The following is a 15,164-nucleotide window of genomic DNA, read 5'->3' on the forward strand; positions in this document are numbered from 1 at the left end:
TGTTGATGAGTGGCTCGCCGACACCGGATTGGATGAGATTGACGCCTTCCACGTGATTGCAAGGTCAGCATTTGGCACGCTCTATGTTTCTGGCGAAAAGACAGGACGTAGCGTCACGATTGTATGCGCCCGCAATATGATCTCTGCCTTAAAAAATAAATTGATTATAAAAAATATGGAAGATCAGGATTCTTCGATCCGTTCTTTTTTTGTGTCTAGTGATTTTGCGCGTTTTGATATGGAAGACGAGAACGGCCAGCCGCTCTTCGAACGCGCCCGATCCAAACTAGGTCCGCTTGAGCCCCATGAAATCTATGGATTCGAGCCCGCTATTGTATTGGGAGGAAAAATTCGCCTCGAAAATTTAGTCAAGGTGAAGACCAATGTACACCTGACGATTCTCCGGCAGTTCGCAGAGCCAGAATTGCCATTCGCGGGGATCGATATTGAAAAGTTGCTCGACTCTTGAAATGTCCCATCGTGAGCCGTTGGGTATGAGAGAGCACATCATCCTGCCTTACGTGGGCGTCGGACCGCTCAGGTTTGGAATGAATCGCGACGAGGTTCATCAACTGATAGGCGATACTTTATCTATCGATAAAAGCTGGTGCTCCGAAGAGTTGACAGAATATTGGAGCAACAACGGTATGCAACTAACTTATTCGGAAATGGATGCAACACTGTTGGAAATCAGCTTGTACCCCAGTCTCCAAAAAGTCCAATTGAATGGTCTTAACTTGTTCGAGGTTCCGAGCACGCTTGCATTTAAGGTTCTTCACAATTGGGATGATGCACCGCTAACAATAGTCGGCGTGAGTATCTTTCTCAAACTCGGATTAGCTGTGAACGGATTTTTTCATGACGATGACGGTGCCAAGTCGGTAACGGCTTTCGCAAAAGGAAGATGGGATGAGTGGCCACCAAAAGAAAAATGAAGCCTTATCTTCCGAGACTTTTGCAAAATAAATGGATCGTCCAAGGGAAAAGGCTATGGAATTCGCGAATATAAAAAATTATTCCCTATGTCAGAGCTGACGACGATTTAGCGGGACCGTTCATGAATTTCAAACTGGAGCCTTGCAGTGGCAAGGGAATGAGATGAGAGACGAAGGATTCAAATATTTTATTAGTAACTTTGGCGAAGCGACCAAGACCTCCCCGGTACCCGCCGCAAGCCTTGAAAAATGGCGCGGTAAGCTGCCAGATAAGTTATTGACATACTGGGAGCAAGAAGGATGGTGCGAATATGCGAATGGCCTCTTTTGCACAGTTGACCCTGATCACTATGAAGACCTCGTTGATGAGTGGCTTGCAGATACCGGATTAGATGAGATTGACGCATTCCACGTGATTGCAAGGACAGCATTTGGCGAACTCCATGTGTGTGGTGAAAAGACAGGATGTAGCGTCACGATCTATTGCGCCCTCAATGTGGTCGCTGCTTTGGAAAATAGATTGAAGGCAAAAACTAAAGAAGACCTGGATTTTTCAATCCGTTCGTTTTTTGCATTCAATGAGCCGATCGAGCTTGACATGAAAGACGAGAACGGACAGCCGCTCTTCGAACGCGCCAGATCCAAACGAGGTCCGCTTGAGCGGCACGAAATCTATGGATTCGAGCCCGCTATTGTATTGGGAGGAAAAATTCGCCTAGAAAATTTAGCCAAGGTGAATGCCCACGTGCACCTGACGATTCTCCGCCAATTCGCAGAGCCAGAATTGCCATTCGCGGGGATCGATATTGAAAAGTTGCTCAATTCTTGAACATGCAGCCATTCGTCAATGGTGCCGCCTCCGCATTGGGACGAATCACACTGAGCGAATGTCCAAAAACCATCCATTGACAACAGCCCTCACCCCGAAAAACGCCATCGGCAGCGGCGCCAAAAACCAAAGCGGCGCACCCACAGTGGGTGCGCCGCTTTTTTCATATCGAAATTCTTGAGCCAGGCTCAGGCACAGCAATTGCCGCCGCTATCGGCACAGCGTTCACGGCGCTGCAATTCACGGCGGTGGCGCACGCGCTGCGAAACGCGGTAGACGGCGCGCTGGGTCAGCATCATGGACAGGGTGCTCAAGCTGAACTCGGCGGCAATGAGCAAACCGACCAGAGCGGCAAATTGCAGGTAGATCCGTGGATACACGGAGAGACTACGCGAGAACAGTTGATGCAGCATGATGAATTCCTCTTTCTTGTTTTACGTGCTGGGGTTCTGCTTCACACCAGTGACGGTGCCGCGAACCGCGATGCGTGGCCGATCATGCCGGACCGCGCATCGGATCACCCTGCATCAGGCACCAGCGTAGGTCGAATCGGCAACGCTGCCGGCGGTTTGCACGGCGCTCTTGGCAGGAGCGTTGCTGAGGGCCGGGAACACCGAGTCAGGCTGGTTGGCGATGCCTTGTGCCTGGGCGCGGGCCAGGTCGGCCTTCACGGCAGCGCGGGTGGTGTGCGAGACGAAAGGCTTGTCAACCGGGTATTGGGCTTCAGCGAAAGCGACGGACGAAGCGGACAGGGCCAGGACGGCGGCGATAATGGTCTTTGCGGACATGATGTTTCTCCTTGAATACGTTAAGTGGACTTCAGCAGGGTTGCTTACAGTTCAGTGATGCAGGTAGCCGGGTTGTCGTTCGGCTCACGCCACTCACTCTCTAGAACCGCATCGTTTCTTGCGTTGCGATGTCGTTCATCGATGGACTGAAGTCTACGGAAGAGCGCTCAGGAGAAAAACCACGCTGGAAAGAATTGAGTGTTCCGGGTTCTGGAACAATCGCCATTGCCTATCGAGCCGATAGTCCGAAAGTGATACAAAGCCGCGCCATCAGGTCCACTGGCGCTGGTTCGCGCGCAGGGGCTGGGTGTATTCCTCGTGCTGGACCTGCTTCGCTACCGGACGCGCAGGGCCGGTCTCGGCGCGCACGCGCACCTCGGGCATGCAGGTCTGTGAGGACATCTGCAACGCAGGCTGCAGCTGGCGCGGCGGACGGACCACCGGCGGCAAACGTCCACCCGCGAGGGTTTTACGCAAGCGCTTGCGCATCGGATCGTCAGTTTGCTCAAGCTGGCGGGCAGGCTGGCCGGTTCTGGATTGGTCGGTAGCTGGCATGATTCGGTTCTCCCATCTTGTGGCGGGCACGTTGGCTGCCTTCATTGTCGGGGAGCAGTATCACGCCGGAGGACCGGACGGTTAAGCGGACAACGGCTCTGCCTGCTGTAGGAAAGCAGGCAGAGCCGCAACTGACGACAGCGGCGAACGCGCCCGGCTCAGAAGTGATGGTCGTAGCGGATCTGGAACTTGCTGTTCTCGGCCCGGTTGCGCACGGCAAATTCCTGGTACACGTTGAAGAACAGCAGGTCGCGCTCGGACAATCTCACCATGGCCGCCGGCCCCAGTCCGACCACGCGCTCGCGCCGCCCGCCCACATCGCTGCCGTTGACCTTGGTATCGGTGATCTGCTGCAGCCAGTAGCCGGCCGCGCCGATGGTCAGCGCCGGATTGAGCACGTACTCGGCGGAGAAGTTGGCATGCACCGCCTGCCCCGCCTGCGTGGAGCTGACGTTGTTGCCGAAAGCCGCATTGGGCGAGTTGTTGCGGGCATTCCAGAGATAGTGCAGGCGCCAGCTGAAACTCAGGTTCTGGCTGGCCCACAGCGTGCCGGCCCAATAGGGATCGAAGGACCAGGTATTGCTGCCCGGATTGACGGTGGCATTGCGGTCATAGGCCCCGGTCGGCAGGATGAACTGCAGTTCGAACCGCTGCGAATAAAGCGGCCCTTGCGCCCCCATGACGGGATCGTACTGCACAGACACGCCGGCGCTGATGTCGCCAATGCCGGTATTGCCGCGAAGGATGGCATTGTTGGCACCATCGTCCACTTTGGCATTGGCCACCCACGGCACCAGCATCTGGAAGCCCAGTTGCTTGTTGCCGAATTTGGCCCCCGGTGGCACGTAGATGAACTGGCTGATGGGGGCGAACACGCTGATGTCCTGGGTGGCAGGAAAGCCCAGCCGGTTGCCGTTGTTGTCCACCAGTTTGGTGGCCTTGGTGTAGGTGAGGTATTCGACGAAGTAAAAGCCGGGACCGCCGGGCAGCGGTGCGCCATCGAAGAAACTGGTCCCGCCCATGTTGACGGCGGGCTGGTCGTAGGCGCTGGCCAGCGCGGGCAGCAGGCTCAGGCTCAGTGCCAGCCGCGCCGCGCGGCGGCGGGCGGGCTGTCGGTGCTCTCTCATGGTGTCTCCTGGTATTGTTATCGGATGGGTCGCTTGCCGTGCGTCGGATTCAGAGATAGGTCGAGGCCAGTCCGCCATCGACCGGCAGGTTCACGCCATTGATCCAGCGGCTGCCGTCATCGCACAGCCAGACGATGGCCGCAGCGATCTCGTCCGGATAGGCCGGGCGCTTCATGCGATGGGCATCCTTCTGCACGCGGTCCTGGCCGAGCATGGTCACGAAATCGCCCAGGATGGGCGTGAGCACCGGACCCGGCGCAACGCTGTTCATGCGGATCGAATGCTTCAGGAACCAGGGCTGGGCCTGGGCCATGCTCCAGACGATGAGCGCTTCCTTGAAATACTGGTAGCAGCGCTCCTGCGGCACCGGATGCTGCGCCAGCCACTCGGCCCCGGCCGCAAAACCGGCGGTCTGCGCCAGCGCCTTGTGCTGGTCCAGCCGCTGCGGCCATTCGGCACCAAGGATGGAAGCCACGTTGACGATGGCGCTGCCCGGCGGCATGCGGCGAATCAGCAGCTCGGTGAGATGGCGCAAGCCGAGATAGTTCACGCGTGCAACCAAGTCCGCCGGGGCCGTGCCGGGCACACCTGCGATGTTGCACAGGCCATCGATCTTCTCGGGCAATTGCGCGGCGGCATCGTGGATGGCATCGGCGGTGGAAAGATCGGCCTGCACGAAACCCTCCACGCTGATGATGGGGGCATTGCGATCCACCCCGATCACGCGGGCACCCTGGACCCGCAGCAGCCGCGCGGTCTCGGCACCGATGCCGGAAGAAACGCCGGTGACGACGATGGTCTTGTCTTGCAGTGTCATGCTGGTCTCCTTGAATAATGATTTATATCGTTTGGTTTTTTACAGCGGCACGCATGCGATGGATTCAGAAGGGATACGGCGTGGCCTGCTCCTTGACCGTGATCCACTTCCATTGCGTGTACTCTTCCCAGTCGGCCGGCCCGCCCACGCTGGTGCCGTTGCCTGCAATGCCGGGACCACCGAAGGGGTTCACGCACTCGTCGTTGACGGTCTGGTCATTGACGTGGACCATGCCCTGGCGCAGCCGCCCCGCCACCCGCATGGCGCGGGCCAGCGAACCGGAGATCACGCCGGCGGCCAGTCCGCCCTGGTTCTGGTTGGCCAGGGTGATGGCTTCTTCCTCGGAATCCACCGTGATGACGCTGGCCACCGGACCAAAGATTTCTTCATCAAATACGCGCATGCCGGGCCGCACGCCGGACAGCACCGTCGGCTGATAGAACAAACCTTCATACGAGCCTCCAGCCAGCAAGCGTGCGCCGGCCGCCACGCTGTCCTGCACCAGCCCGTGCACGCGCTGCAGCTGGCGCGCATCGATCAGCGGGCCCAGCGCCACCTGGCCGCTGGCCCCATCGCCCACGGGCAGGTGACGCGCCTTGTCCACCAGGCGCTCCAGCAGACCCGCTGCCTGCGAGGCGTGGACCAGGATGCGATTGGCTGCCATGCAGATCTGCCCCTGGTGCAGCCACGCGCCCCAGGCCGCGTTGCTGGCGGCGACGTCGAGGTCGGCATCGTCGAGGATCACCAGCGCATTGGCCCCGCCCAGTTCCAGCGAGACCTTCTTGAGATGGCGTCCGGCCAGCTCGCCGATGCGGCGGCCCACGGCGGGCGAACCGGTGAAAGCGATCATCGGCACCTGCGGTGCCGTCACCAGCGCCTCGCCGGCCTCCGCGCCGCCGGGCAGCACATGTAGCAGACCGGCCGGCAAACCCGCTTCCTCAAAGATGCGCGCCAGCATGAAGCCGCCGGACACGGGCGTGCGCACATCCGGCTTGACCACCACCGCATTGCCCGCCGCCAGCGCCGGCGCCACCGTGCGCAAGGTCAGGATCAGCGGGAAATTGAAAGGCGAGATCACCCCGATCACGCCCAGTGGCGCACGTCTGGCGATGCTCAGGCGACCCGGCGCGCTGGGCAGCAACTGTCCCTGCGCCTGCAGCGGCATGCCGGCCGCGAGGTGGCACAGGGTGATGGCTTCGCGCACCTCGTGTTCGCCCTTGAAGAGCACGCCGCCGGTCTCGCGTGCCACCATGCGCGCCAGTTCATCGAAGTGCTGCTGGAACAGGTTGCCGGCGCGACGGAAGATCTCGGCACGCTCACGCGGCGGCACCCCCAGCCATTCGGCCTGGGCGGCCACGGCGGCCTGGACGGAGATGGCCACGTCATCCGCGCCGGCCAGACCGACCTCGGTGAGCGCTGCGCCGGTGGCCGGTTCGATGACGGTGGTGCCGTGTGCGGTTTCTTCCCAGCGGCCACGGAACAGGTGGCGTTGCCAGCGGGCAGGATCGAGCAAGGGGGTGGATGGGGCGGACATGCGGGTCTCCTTTGTAATGGCCGGTGAATCCGGATCAGCAGCCATTCTGCAAAGCCTGTGCCACCGCGCTGCGCGCCATACCATGCGGCTTTGCAGCAAGCTCATCCATCCCCGACGGGGAAGGCCAGAGCAGGTTTTCGGGAGAGATTTTTGCTGCGATGGAGCAGCGTTCTTGACGCACTGCAGCTTGCGCATTTGCGCAAATTCGCCAACCATCAGCCCACTGAATTTCATCATTTGATGAACCGGGCCCGCGCCCGTCCCGCTTGCCCCTTTCCGCCAGGAGTCCGCCCATGCCGCCATCCCAGCGTATTTCCCTTGCCGAGATGGTACGCAGCCAGGGCAGCGCCGCCGCCCCGGTGCAGCTGAGTTCGGCCAGCACCGACCGCTGGAGCGTGGATGCCCATCCGACCCTGGCGGACCTGAGCGAATGCCTGTTCTTCTCGCCCGGCGACGGCCGCATCTGGCTCAATGACCAGCGCATGCTGCTCATCCACAGCCGCAGCATGGGGACGCTGCGGCGCGAGCTGATCGACAATCTCGGCATCGACAAGGCGCGCGGCCTGCTGACCCGCGCCGGCTACATCTCCGGCGCACGCGATGCGCAGCTGGTGCGTGAACGCTGGCCCGAGGCCGATCCCTCCACCATCCTCATGGCCGGCACCCGGCTGCATACGCTGGAGGGGGTGGTCAAGGTAATCCCGGTCAGCTTCAGCTATGACCCCGACAGTGGCCGCTACGAGGGCGAATTCCTGTGGCACAACTCCAGCGAAGCCGATGAACACCTGGCCGCCTACGGCGTCGCCACCGCGCCCTCGTGCTGGCAGCAGATCGGCTATGCCATCGGTTATGTCAGCACGCTGCTGGGACATCTGGTGATCTTCCGCGAAGTGGAGTGCCGCGCCATGGGCACGCCGCATTGCCGCGTGATCGGCAAATCGGCCGAACTGTGGAGCGATGCCGAAGACGACCTGCGCTACCTCAATGCCCAGGACTTCGTCGGCAGCGGCATGCTGGCCACCGATGGCGAAGCCGCCGCCACCAGCCACAGCGGGCTCAGCGCCGAGGCGGCGGAAGCCATGGAGGCTGATCTGACGCGCGCGCTGGTAGGCACTTCCTCCGCCTTCAACGCCGCCTGCCATCTGCTGAACCGGGTGGCACCGACGGACGCGACCGTGCTCTTCACGGGCGAGTCGGGCGTGGGCAAGGAGCGCTTTGCACGCATGCTGCACCAGATCGGCCGCCGCGAACGCCAGCCCTTCGTGGCCATCAATTGCGCCGCCATTCCCGAGACGCTGATCGAGACCGAACTGTTTGGCGTCGAACGCGGTGCCTATACCGGGGCCACGCAATCCCGCGCGGGCCGCTTCGAACTGGCCGACGGCGGTACGCTGTTCCTTGATGAAGTGGGAACCTTGAGCCTGGTGGCGCAAGGCAAGCTGCTGCGGGTGCTGCAGGAGGGTGAATTCGAGCGCGTCGGTTCGACCCGTCCGCTCAAGGTCAAGGTACGGGTGGTGGCCGCGACCAATGAGGACCTGGCGGTGGCGGTACGGGAGGGGCGTTTCCGGCAAGACCTGTTCTTTCGCCTCAACGTGTTCCCGATCCACCTGCCCCCGCTGCGCGAGCGGCGCGACGACATTCCGCTGTTGATGAATCACTTCCTCAAGTTCTACGGGCAACGCCACGGGATTGCGGTACGCGGGTTCACGCAGCGTGCGGTGCAGGCGCTGCTCAATTACAGCTTCCCCGGCAACATCCGCGAGTTGCAGAACCTGATCGAGCGCGGCGTGATCCTGGCGCAGGGGCATCCGCTGGATTTGCCGCATATGTTCATCAGCGGTGAGACGCTCAATGACGAGGTGCTGTCGCTGGCCCTGCAGGGCGAAGGGGAAGGCGAGACCGGCACGCTCGCCGGGCGGCAGGGCGAGCGCAGGAAGGAAACTTCACATCAGCCTGAAGGCAGCCTGCTGGAGACGGTGCAGCAATGGCACGGCGGCCGCAAGGAGGAAGGCGGCGCGCTCTCCCTGCCCGCGCTGGAGCAGACCCTGATCGCGGAGGCCATCGAACGGGCCGGCGGCAACCTGTCGGCGGCGGCACGCCTGCTTGGCATCACGCGGGCGCAGCTGGCGTACCGGCAGCAGAAGCGGGAAAGTTAGGGAATGTGCGGGCATCTCCTGGCAGGCAGGAGACGAGACGAAGAGCGTCAGGCGACGTTCTTGTAAGGACTGGGACGGTCGGCCTCATCGGCCACGATCTGCATCTCGCCGATGCGGTTGCGCAGTTCTTCCCAGGGATGGATGGGCAGGTCCTTGTCGAGATGTCCGGATTGCCTGCGCGCGGACAGATCTTCCACATCCTGCATCACGCGGTCCTGCCAGCGGTGTTCCAGCGCGATGAACAATGCAATGGCCGCCACCAGCCCGACCGAACAGATGGCCAGGGCGGCGTAGATGGCGTATTGCATGATGGTATCGAACCAGCCCATGTCCTCCCCGTCCTCGTTGTTTGATGGCAATACGGCGATGGTAGCTTGCGGATGGGTTGACGCCCATCAGGAAATGACTGAGGCGAAAAGAGGGCAGGACTGGCAGGAATGCGGCGGACTTATAAACTTTTTATCTTTTTTATCTACCAAAGATAAATACCAAAATTTTTCTATAAACCGAATCATTTGGCGCGTCATACGGTAAGCGGGGTTGACGGATATACCCTTTTTAGCTAATTTATCTTAAATAGATAAAATGAATAAAAAGGATAGATATGAACCCGGTCACGAACCCTTACGCTCCAGGTGCAGGCAGTCCACCGCCCGAATTGGCGGGGCGCGATGCTGTTCGCGAGAAGATGAGCATCTGCATCCAGCGTGTGCGTCTGGGCAAGGCCGACAAGAGCATCATGCTGGTCGGATTGCGGGGGGTAGGCAAGACTGTTCTGCTTGATCAGATGATGCGCGACGCGGAGGCAGAAGGCGTCGTCGCCATCCGCATCGAGGCACCGGAAGGCAGGTCTCTTCCCGCAGCGCTCTTGCCGCAGTTGCGACTGGGCTTGCTTCGTCTGAGCAGATTGGAGAAGTCGAAAGATTACGCGGTGCGCGGTCTGCGCGCATTGGCCGGCTTTGTGGGGAAACTGAAAGTCACGTTCAACGACATCGAAGTCGGCCTTGATTACGAAGCCGAACCGGGGCTGGCCGACAACGGCGACCTGGAAGGCGACCTGACGGCTCTGCTCGAACAAGTCGGAAAAGCCGCGCAATCGGCAGAAACGGTGGTAGCCATCTACATCGACGAACTGCAGTACGTTCCCGAAGCGCAGATGGCCGCGCTTATCTCCGCGCTCCATCGTTGTGCTCAGCAGAAATTACCCTTGATAGTCGTAGGAGCGGGCCTGCCCCAGCTCAGGGGCCGCATGGGCGAAGCGAAGTCGTACGCCGAGCGGCTGTTCGCGTTCCCCCCCATCGGTCCTTTGGGAGAGGAGGATGCGACTGATGCGATCGTCAAACCCGCCGCAAGCGAACACGTCGAGGTTGACCAGGATGCAGTCAAACTGATCGTCCAATACACCCAAGGCTATCCCTACTTCCTGCAGGAATGGGGCAAACATGCCTGGGATGTCGCAGAAAAAAGTCCGATCACCAAAGCAGACGTCGAGAAAGCTTCTACCGAAGCCATCGCGGCCTTGGATGAAAGTTTCTTCCGCGTGCGTTTTGACCGACTCACTCCCACCGAAAAAAGATACCTGCGTGCGATGGCGGAACTAGGTCAGGGGCCTCACCGCTCCGGAGACATTGCTTCCGAATTGGGACGAGAGAGCTCATCCTTGGGGCCGGTACGGAGCAGCCTGATCGCCAAAGGCATGATCTGGAGTCCGACACATGGGGATACCGCCTTCACCGTTCCCTTGTTTGATGACTTCATGAAGCGAATCATGCCCGGCCGCGACTGGCTCAATGCGGAGGTTTAGCGGTGCCTCTGCATGAGCTTCCACAGGGTCTGCATGGACGTCACCCAATAAAGAAATAACTTCATCGTCGCAAATAGCCGGCCAAGCTCATCCACAGGAACCCGCGCTGCCAGCGGGCGGTCTGCCATTCAGGCGCAGGCTGCACGGTGCGCCTCGTCTCGCACACGGAGCCCTCGATGATTGCCACCCCATCCGCCACCATCCCTGCCCGCCTCGACCGCCTGCCCTGGTCGCGCTGGCACTGGCGCGTGGTCATCGCCTTGGGCGTGGCCTGGGTACTGGACGGGCTGGAAGTCACGCTGGTCGGATCGCTCGGCAGCGTACTGGAGCGCAGCGATACGCTGGCGCTCGATGCGGCGCAGGTCGGCTGGACCGGCTCGCTCTATATCGCCGGTACCGTGCTGGGCGCGCTGGTCTTCGGCCGCCTCACCGACCGGCTGGGGCGCAAGCGGCTCTTCATGCTGACGCTGATGCTGTACATGGCGGCGACACTGGCCACCGCCTTCGCGCAGGATTTCCTGGTCCTGGCGCTGTGCCGCTTCGTGACTGGCCTTGGCATCGGCGGCGAATACGCGGCCATCAATTCCGCCATTGATGAGCTGGTACCCGCGCGCGTGCGCGGACGGGTCAATCTCATCATCAACGCCAGTTTCTGGATCGGGGCGGCACTGGGTGCCGGGCTGTCGCTGGTGATCCTTGATCCGCAGGTGATGGGTGCGGCACTGGGCTGGCGCGCCTGCTTCCTGCTCGGGGCCGTGCTGGCGGTGGCGGTGCTGCTGGTGCGGCGGCATGTGCCGGAGAGTCCGCGCTGGCTGCTCATGCACGGCCGCCACGCCGAAGCCGAAGCCGTGGTGCGCAGGATCGAAGCGGAGGTCGAGCAGCAACATGGCCCCCTGCCCGCCGTGGAACACGCCCCGAGCGCATCGACCCAAAGTGGCACAGCAGGCAGCGGCATGCTGCCCTGGCGCGAAATCGCCCACGTGCTGCTGCATCGCTATCGCCAGCGCAGCGTGATGGTGGCCCTGATGATGGTGGCCCAGGCCTTTGTCTACAACGCCATCTTCTTTACCTACTCGCTGGTGCTCACGCGCTTCTTCCAGGTACCGGACCATCGCGTGGCGCTCTACATCTTTCCCTTTGCGCTGGGCAATGTGCTCGGGCCGCTGCTGTTGGGCCACCTGTTCGACAGCATCGGCCGTCGCCGCATGATCGCGGCCACTTACCTGCTCTCCGGTGCGGGATTGGCCGCCACGGCCTGGGCCTTCAATGCCGGGATGCTGGATGCGCGTTCACTGGCGCTGTGCTGGAGCGCAGTGTTCTTCGTGGCCTCGGCGGCGGCCAGCTCGGCCTACCTGACGGCCAGCGAGGTATTCCCGCTGCGCATGCGTGCCATGGCCATTTCGATTTTCTATGCCATCGGTACCGGCGTCGGCGGATTCATCGCGCCGGTCCTGCTGGGCTGGCTCATCGCCAGCGGTGACCGCCATGCAGTGGCAGCGGGCTATGCGCTGGGCGCATGCCTGGCGCTGCTGGCCGGGGTGTGCGCGCTACGCTTTGCGGTGGATGCAGAACGGCGCACGCTGGAAGAGGTGGCGGAGTGGAAATCCTGAATGCCTGAGCTGATGATGAAGCTGTTCAGTCATCAGCCGCGCTTATGACAGGATTTTTTCCGCAATGCCCGCCCCCAGCGGTGCCAACAAGGCCTGCAATTCCTCTTCGCCGAACTTGATGGTGGCGGTGTCATCGCGCCCCAGCATGCCCTCGGCCAGCGCCGACTTGCGCGTTTGCAGTTCGAGCAGGCGCTCTTCGATACTCCCCTCGATGACCAGCTTGTAGACGAACACCTGGCGCGTCTGCCCCAACCGGTGCGCGCGGGCAATGGCCTGCTCTTCCACGGCCGGGTTCCACCAGGGATCGGCCAGCACCACGGTATCGGCAGCGGTCAGGTTCAGGCCGACGCCCCCCACCTTCAGGCTCACCAGCATCAGCGGTACTTCACCTTGCTGGAAGCGGGAGATCACACCGCTGCGGGCAGCCGGTTCGGTGTCGCCGGTCAGCATCAGGCAGGGCAATTGCAGCGCCTGCAGTTCGGCTTCGATCAGGGCCAGCATGCTGGTGAATTGCGAGAACAGCAGGATGCGCCGCCCCTCCTCCACCAGCGCGGGCAAGGTATCGCGCAGCCACTCGATCTTGGCGCGCTCCAGTCCGCGCGGCATGCGGCCCTGCTTCAGCAGGTAGGGATCGCAGCAGACCTGGCGCAGCTTGAGCAAGGCATCCATCACCGACACCTGGCTGCTGCCCAGGCCGCGCCGTTCCAGCGCGCGGCGGACCTGCTTGTCGGCGGCGATGCGCACGCTCTCGTAGAGCTCGCGCTGGCGGCCCTGCAGTTGCAGGCGTTCGACAATCTCGATGCGCGGTGGCAGCTCCTGCAGCACATCCTGTTTGCGCCGGCGCAGGATGAAGGGGCGCACGCGCTGGGCCAGCAGGCGCGCGCGCACGGTTTCTCCCTGTTGCTCGATGGGCTTGCGCCAGAGCCGCGCGAAGCTGCGTGCATCCCCGAGGAAGCCCGGCATGAGGAAATGGAACTGGCTCCACAATTCGCCGAGATGGTTTTCCAGCGGCGTGCCGGTCATGCAGAGCCGATGACGTGCGTGCAGGCGGCGTGCAGCCGCAGTGCTGCGGGCAGCGGCATTCTTGATGGTCTGCGCCTCATCCAGCACCAGCAGGTGAAAGCGCAGCGACAGCAGCAGGTCGAGATCGCGCCACAGCAGCGGATAGGTGGTCAGCACCAGGTCGGCCTGTCCCTGCGCAATGGCGCTGACATGGCGCGCACGGTCCTCGCCATGCAGCACCTGCACGCGCAGGGCCGGGGCGATGCGCTGCGCTTCCTGCTGCCAGTTGAACAGCAGCGAGGTCGGCACCACCACCAGCGCGGGCAGGTCGAGCCGGCCGGCCTGTCGTTCGATGAGAAGATGGGCCAGCACCTGCGCGGTCTTGCCCAGGCCCATGTCGTCGGCCAGGATGCCGGCCAGGCCATGCTGCCGCAGGTACTGCATCCAGGCCACGCCCTGCAGCTGGTAACCGCGCAGGGTCAGGCCCAATCCTGCCGGTGGTGCCACCGGTTGAACGCTGCCGGCCGCACGCAGCCGCTGCGCCAGTTGCAGCACGCCGGCAGCCCCGCTCATGTACCACGGTGCGCCACCCTGCAGTGCTTGCAGGTCGGCCTGCAGGCTGTCCAGACGATGGGCATCCCAAGGCGAGAGTTGCAGCGGACCGTCCTTGCGCTTGAGGTCCACCAGCAGATCCAGCAAGGACAGCACCACCGCCTTGAGCGGACCGGCCATGGCATCGATGCGACGGCCGCCCGGCGCACGCAGTGAAATGACGGCATGCGAATCCATGCGCTCCACCTGTTGCGCATCGGCCCAGCGCGGGTCGCGCCGCAACAGGTCGGCCACCATCGGTGCTACATCCAGGGTCTGGCCATCGACTTCGATACCCATAGCCAGCAGCCAGCGGCCACTGGGATCGAGGCCGTCGAAGATCTCGCTGGAGAAGGCGCGCGGCTGCAGAGGCGCGGCCACCTCGCGCGCACTGAGCTCACCGTTCTCGCTGCTGACGATGAAGCGCCACGCCGTGACCGGCACACTCTCATGCGCAAACCCCGGCCGCACGCGCAAGGTCCAGCCCTGCTGCTGCAGACGCGGGGCCTGGTCGGCCCAGAAGTCGCCGAAGGAGTCTTCCAGCATCAGGGTCCAGAGCGGACCGGCGTCATGCAGGGGATTCTCGGCACGCCATTGCAAGGCATCCTCACGCAAGGGCAGCAGGCCCATCTCGCGAATGCTCTCCAGTGCCGCGGCCTCGGCGGCGTGGTTGCGCGTGACATGTGCCGGCGTGTAAGCGGCTTCGTCTTCGGCGTGACCCACAGGGGCCGGCATGCTCCAGCGCTGCGCGCCGTCGCCATAGACCCAGTCGATCTGCGCCACCGTCACCATGCCGCCACGCGGCCCGAACAGGCCGTGCGCGCGCATGCCCAGCAAGCCCTCACCACGGGTGAGCGTCTGCAAGGTCAGGCGGGGATGGAATGCGCTGGAGGAAGGCGAAGCAGGCATGCGGCCGATGAAAAACGGGGGAGCGGCCATTGTAGGGCGCTTCAGGCCGGGTGTGCAGGATCGCGGGGAAACTGGCTGGGGTCATGCGCATGCCAGCGATAGGAGGCTTACTTCGCAGGCGGCGTGATGCAGAAGTCCAGCATGCCGAAAGGCGTGCGGCCCTCGCCGGTGGCCCATACCCACACGGCCCAGCACAGCAGGCCGCACACCAGCAGCAGGGCCAGCAGGATGTGCAGTCCGGATGCCTTGCGCAGGAAGCCTTCGACGCGGTCAAACAGGGCTGTCATGGGAATAGGTACAAAAATGGAATAACTCGGGAGCCTTCATTGTAGCCAAGCCCCCGGGCCGATGAAATGGGACAAATTGCCGCAGTGACTGGCGAGCAATATCTCTCCGGCAACACCACTCTTGCATCTGTCAGGAAAGAAACATTGACAGCAAAAATTGGTACCGCTACCATCAGCGAAAATAAAATTGGTAGCGCTACCAAATGTCGTGGGACTGGAT

15 protein-coding genes are annotated in these 15,164 nt (G+C 62.1%); 6 read left to right on the forward strand and 9 right to left on the reverse strand.

Features of this window, described 5'->3' with window-relative positions:
- The 3 genes from B3873_RS19020 to B3873_RS19030 form a co-directional block, all read left to right on the forward strand.
- The coding region (locus B3873_RS19020) for a T6SS immunity protein Tdi1 domain-containing protein (RefSeq protein ID WP_286868202.1) at window positions 1–469 on the forward strand (469 nt) is incomplete at its 5' end.
- A gap of 25 nt (window positions 470–494) precedes the next feature.
- Window positions 495–935 carry a hypothetical protein gene (locus B3873_RS19025; RefSeq protein WP_286868205.1) on the forward strand — a complete coding sequence of 147 codons (441 nt, stop codon included), beginning with the start codon at window positions 495–497 and terminating at the stop codon, window positions 933–935.
- A 163-nt stretch (window positions 936–1,098) separates the two neighbouring features.
- Complete coding sequence (locus tag B3873_RS19030) at window positions 1,099–1,764, forward strand: GAD-like domain-containing protein (protein ID WP_286868208.1); 666 nt, start codon at window positions 1,099–1,101, stop codon at window positions 1,762–1,764.
- A 188-nt stretch (window positions 1,765–1,952) separates the two neighbouring features.
- On the opposite strand, the gene B3873_RS19035 is transcribed toward B3873_RS19030, so the two are convergent.
- The 6 genes from B3873_RS19035 to B3873_RS19060 form a co-directional block, all read right to left on the reverse strand.
- Window positions 1,953–2,177: a hypothetical protein gene (locus tag B3873_RS19035; RefSeq protein ID WP_121041128.1), complete on the reverse strand. Its 225-nt coding sequence runs from the start codon at window positions 2,175–2,177 to the stop codon at window positions 1,953–1,955.
- Window positions 2,178–2,291: 114 nt separating this feature from the next.
- Window positions 2,292–2,552, reverse strand: a complete 261-nt coding sequence (locus B3873_RS19040; RefSeq protein WP_286868212.1) for a DUF4148 domain-containing protein — start codon at window positions 2,550–2,552, stop codon at window positions 2,292–2,294.
- Window positions 2,553–2,822: 270 nt separating this feature from the next.
- The gene (locus B3873_RS19045; protein WP_286868214.1) at window positions 2,823–3,107 is read right to left on the reverse strand and encodes a hypothetical protein; all 285 of its coding nucleotides are present in this window, start codon (window positions 3,105–3,107) and stop codon (window positions 2,823–2,825) included.
- A gap of 158 nt (window positions 3,108–3,265) precedes the next feature.
- Window positions 3,266–4,234, reverse strand: a complete 969-nt coding sequence (locus tag B3873_RS19050) for a SphA family protein (protein WP_286868217.1) — start codon at window positions 4,232–4,234, stop codon at window positions 3,266–3,268.
- A 49-nt stretch (window positions 4,235–4,283) separates the two neighbouring features.
- Complete coding sequence (locus tag B3873_RS19055; protein WP_034333166.1) at window positions 4,284–5,051, reverse strand: coniferyl-alcohol dehydrogenase; 768 nt, start codon at window positions 5,049–5,051, stop codon at window positions 4,284–4,286.
- Between the two features lie 64 nt (window positions 5,052–5,115).
- On the reverse strand, window positions 5,116–6,585 hold the full coding sequence (locus B3873_RS19060) for a benzaldehyde dehydrogenase (RefSeq protein ID WP_286868221.1): 1,470 nt from the start codon (window positions 6,583–6,585) through the stop codon (window positions 5,116–5,118).
- Window positions 6,586–6,878: 293 nt separating this feature from the next.
- Between B3873_RS19060 and B3873_RS19065 the strand changes: the two genes are divergently transcribed.
- On the forward strand, window positions 6,879–8,741 hold the full coding sequence (locus B3873_RS19065) for a sigma-54-dependent Fis family transcriptional regulator (RefSeq protein WP_286868224.1): 1,863 nt from the start codon (window positions 6,879–6,881) through the stop codon (window positions 8,739–8,741).
- A 47-nt stretch (window positions 8,742–8,788) separates the two neighbouring features.
- On the opposite strand, the gene B3873_RS19070 is transcribed toward B3873_RS19065, so the two are convergent.
- Entirely contained in the window at window positions 8,789–9,100 is a 312-nt protein-coding gene (locus B3873_RS19070) for a hypothetical protein (protein ID WP_286868225.1), read from the reverse strand.
- Between the two features lie 245 nt (window positions 9,101–9,345).
- On the opposite strand from B3873_RS19070, the gene B3873_RS19075 reads away from it, so the two are divergent.
- Together B3873_RS19075 and B3873_RS19080 are read left to right on the forward strand one after the other, a co-directional pair.
- Window positions 9,346–10,545, forward strand: coding sequence for an ATP-binding protein (locus B3873_RS19075; protein ID WP_252696693.1), 1,200 nt, complete (start codon window positions 9,346–9,348; stop codon window positions 10,543–10,545).
- 176 nt (window positions 10,546–10,721) lie between these two features.
- Window positions 10,722–12,155: an MFS transporter gene (locus B3873_RS19080; protein ID WP_286868228.1), complete on the forward strand. Its 1,434-nt coding sequence runs from the start codon at window positions 10,722–10,724 to the stop codon at window positions 12,153–12,155.
- Between the two features lie 42 nt (window positions 12,156–12,197).
- Here B3873_RS19080 and B3873_RS19085 read toward each other — a convergent pair whose 3' ends face one another.
- Complete coding sequence (locus B3873_RS19085) at window positions 12,198–14,687, reverse strand: DEAD/DEAH box helicase (protein WP_286868231.1); 2,490 nt, start codon at window positions 14,685–14,687, stop codon at window positions 12,198–12,200.
- A 77-nt stretch (window positions 14,688–14,764) separates the two neighbouring features.
- On the reverse strand, window positions 14,765–14,944 hold the full coding sequence (locus B3873_RS19090; protein WP_034331740.1) for a hypothetical protein: 180 nt from the start codon (window positions 14,942–14,944) through the stop codon (window positions 14,765–14,767).
- Window positions 14,945–15,164: the final 220 nt, after the last annotated feature.

This window comes from Herbaspirillum sp. UBA812 (assembly GCF_002296545.1).
GTDB lineage: Bacteria > Pseudomonadota > Gammaproteobacteria > Burkholderiales > Burkholderiaceae_D > Herbaspirillum > Herbaspirillum huttiense.

Bases quoted from the DNA above. Each gene is read 5' to 3' on its own strand.
- B3873_RS19065 (WP_286868224.1), top strand. From the start codon at position 6,879: ATGCCGCCATCCCAGCGTATTTCCCTTGCCGAGATGGTACGCAGCCAG.
- B3873_RS19075 (WP_252696693.1), top strand. From the start codon at position 9,346: ATGAACCCGGTCACGAACCCTTACGCTCCAGGTGCAGGCAGTCCACCG.
- B3873_RS19025 (WP_286868205.1), top strand. From the start codon at position 495: ATGAGAGAGCACATCATCCTGCCTTACGTGGGCGTCGGACCGCTCAGG.
- B3873_RS19050 (WP_286868217.1), bottom strand. From the start codon at position 4,234: ATGAGAGAGCACCGACAGCCCGCCCGCCGCCGCGCGGCGCGGCTGGCA.
- B3873_RS19045 (WP_286868214.1), bottom strand. From the start codon at position 3,107: ATGCCAGCTACCGACCAATCCAGAACCGGCCAGCCTGCCCGCCAGCTT.
- B3873_RS19040 (WP_286868212.1), bottom strand. From the start codon at position 2,552: ATGTCCGCAAAGACCATTATCGCCGCCGTCCTGGCCCTGTCCGCTTCG.
- B3873_RS19055 (WP_034333166.1), bottom strand. From the start codon at position 5,051: ATGACACTGCAAGACAAGACCATCGTCGTCACCGGCGTTTCTTCCGGC.
- B3873_RS19085 (WP_286868231.1), bottom strand. From the start codon at position 14,687: ATGGCCGCTCCCCCGTTTTTCATCGGCCGCATGCCTGCTTCGCCTTCC.
- B3873_RS19035 (WP_121041128.1), bottom strand. From the start codon at position 2,177: ATGCTGCATCAACTGTTCTCGCGTAGTCTCTCCGTGTATCCACGGATC.
- B3873_RS19030 (WP_286868208.1), top strand. From the start codon at position 1,099: ATGAGAGACGAAGGATTCAAATATTTTATTAGTAACTTTGGCGAAGCG.
- B3873_RS19060 (WP_286868221.1), bottom strand. From the start codon at position 6,585: ATGTCCGCCCCATCCACCCCCTTGCTCGATCCTGCCCGCTGGCAACGC.
- B3873_RS19080 (WP_286868228.1), top strand. From the start codon at position 10,722: ATGATTGCCACCCCATCCGCCACCATCCCTGCCCGCCTCGACCGCCTG.
- B3873_RS19090 (WP_034331740.1), bottom strand. From the start codon at position 14,944: ATGACAGCCCTGTTTGACCGCGTCGAAGGCTTCCTGCGCAAGGCATCC.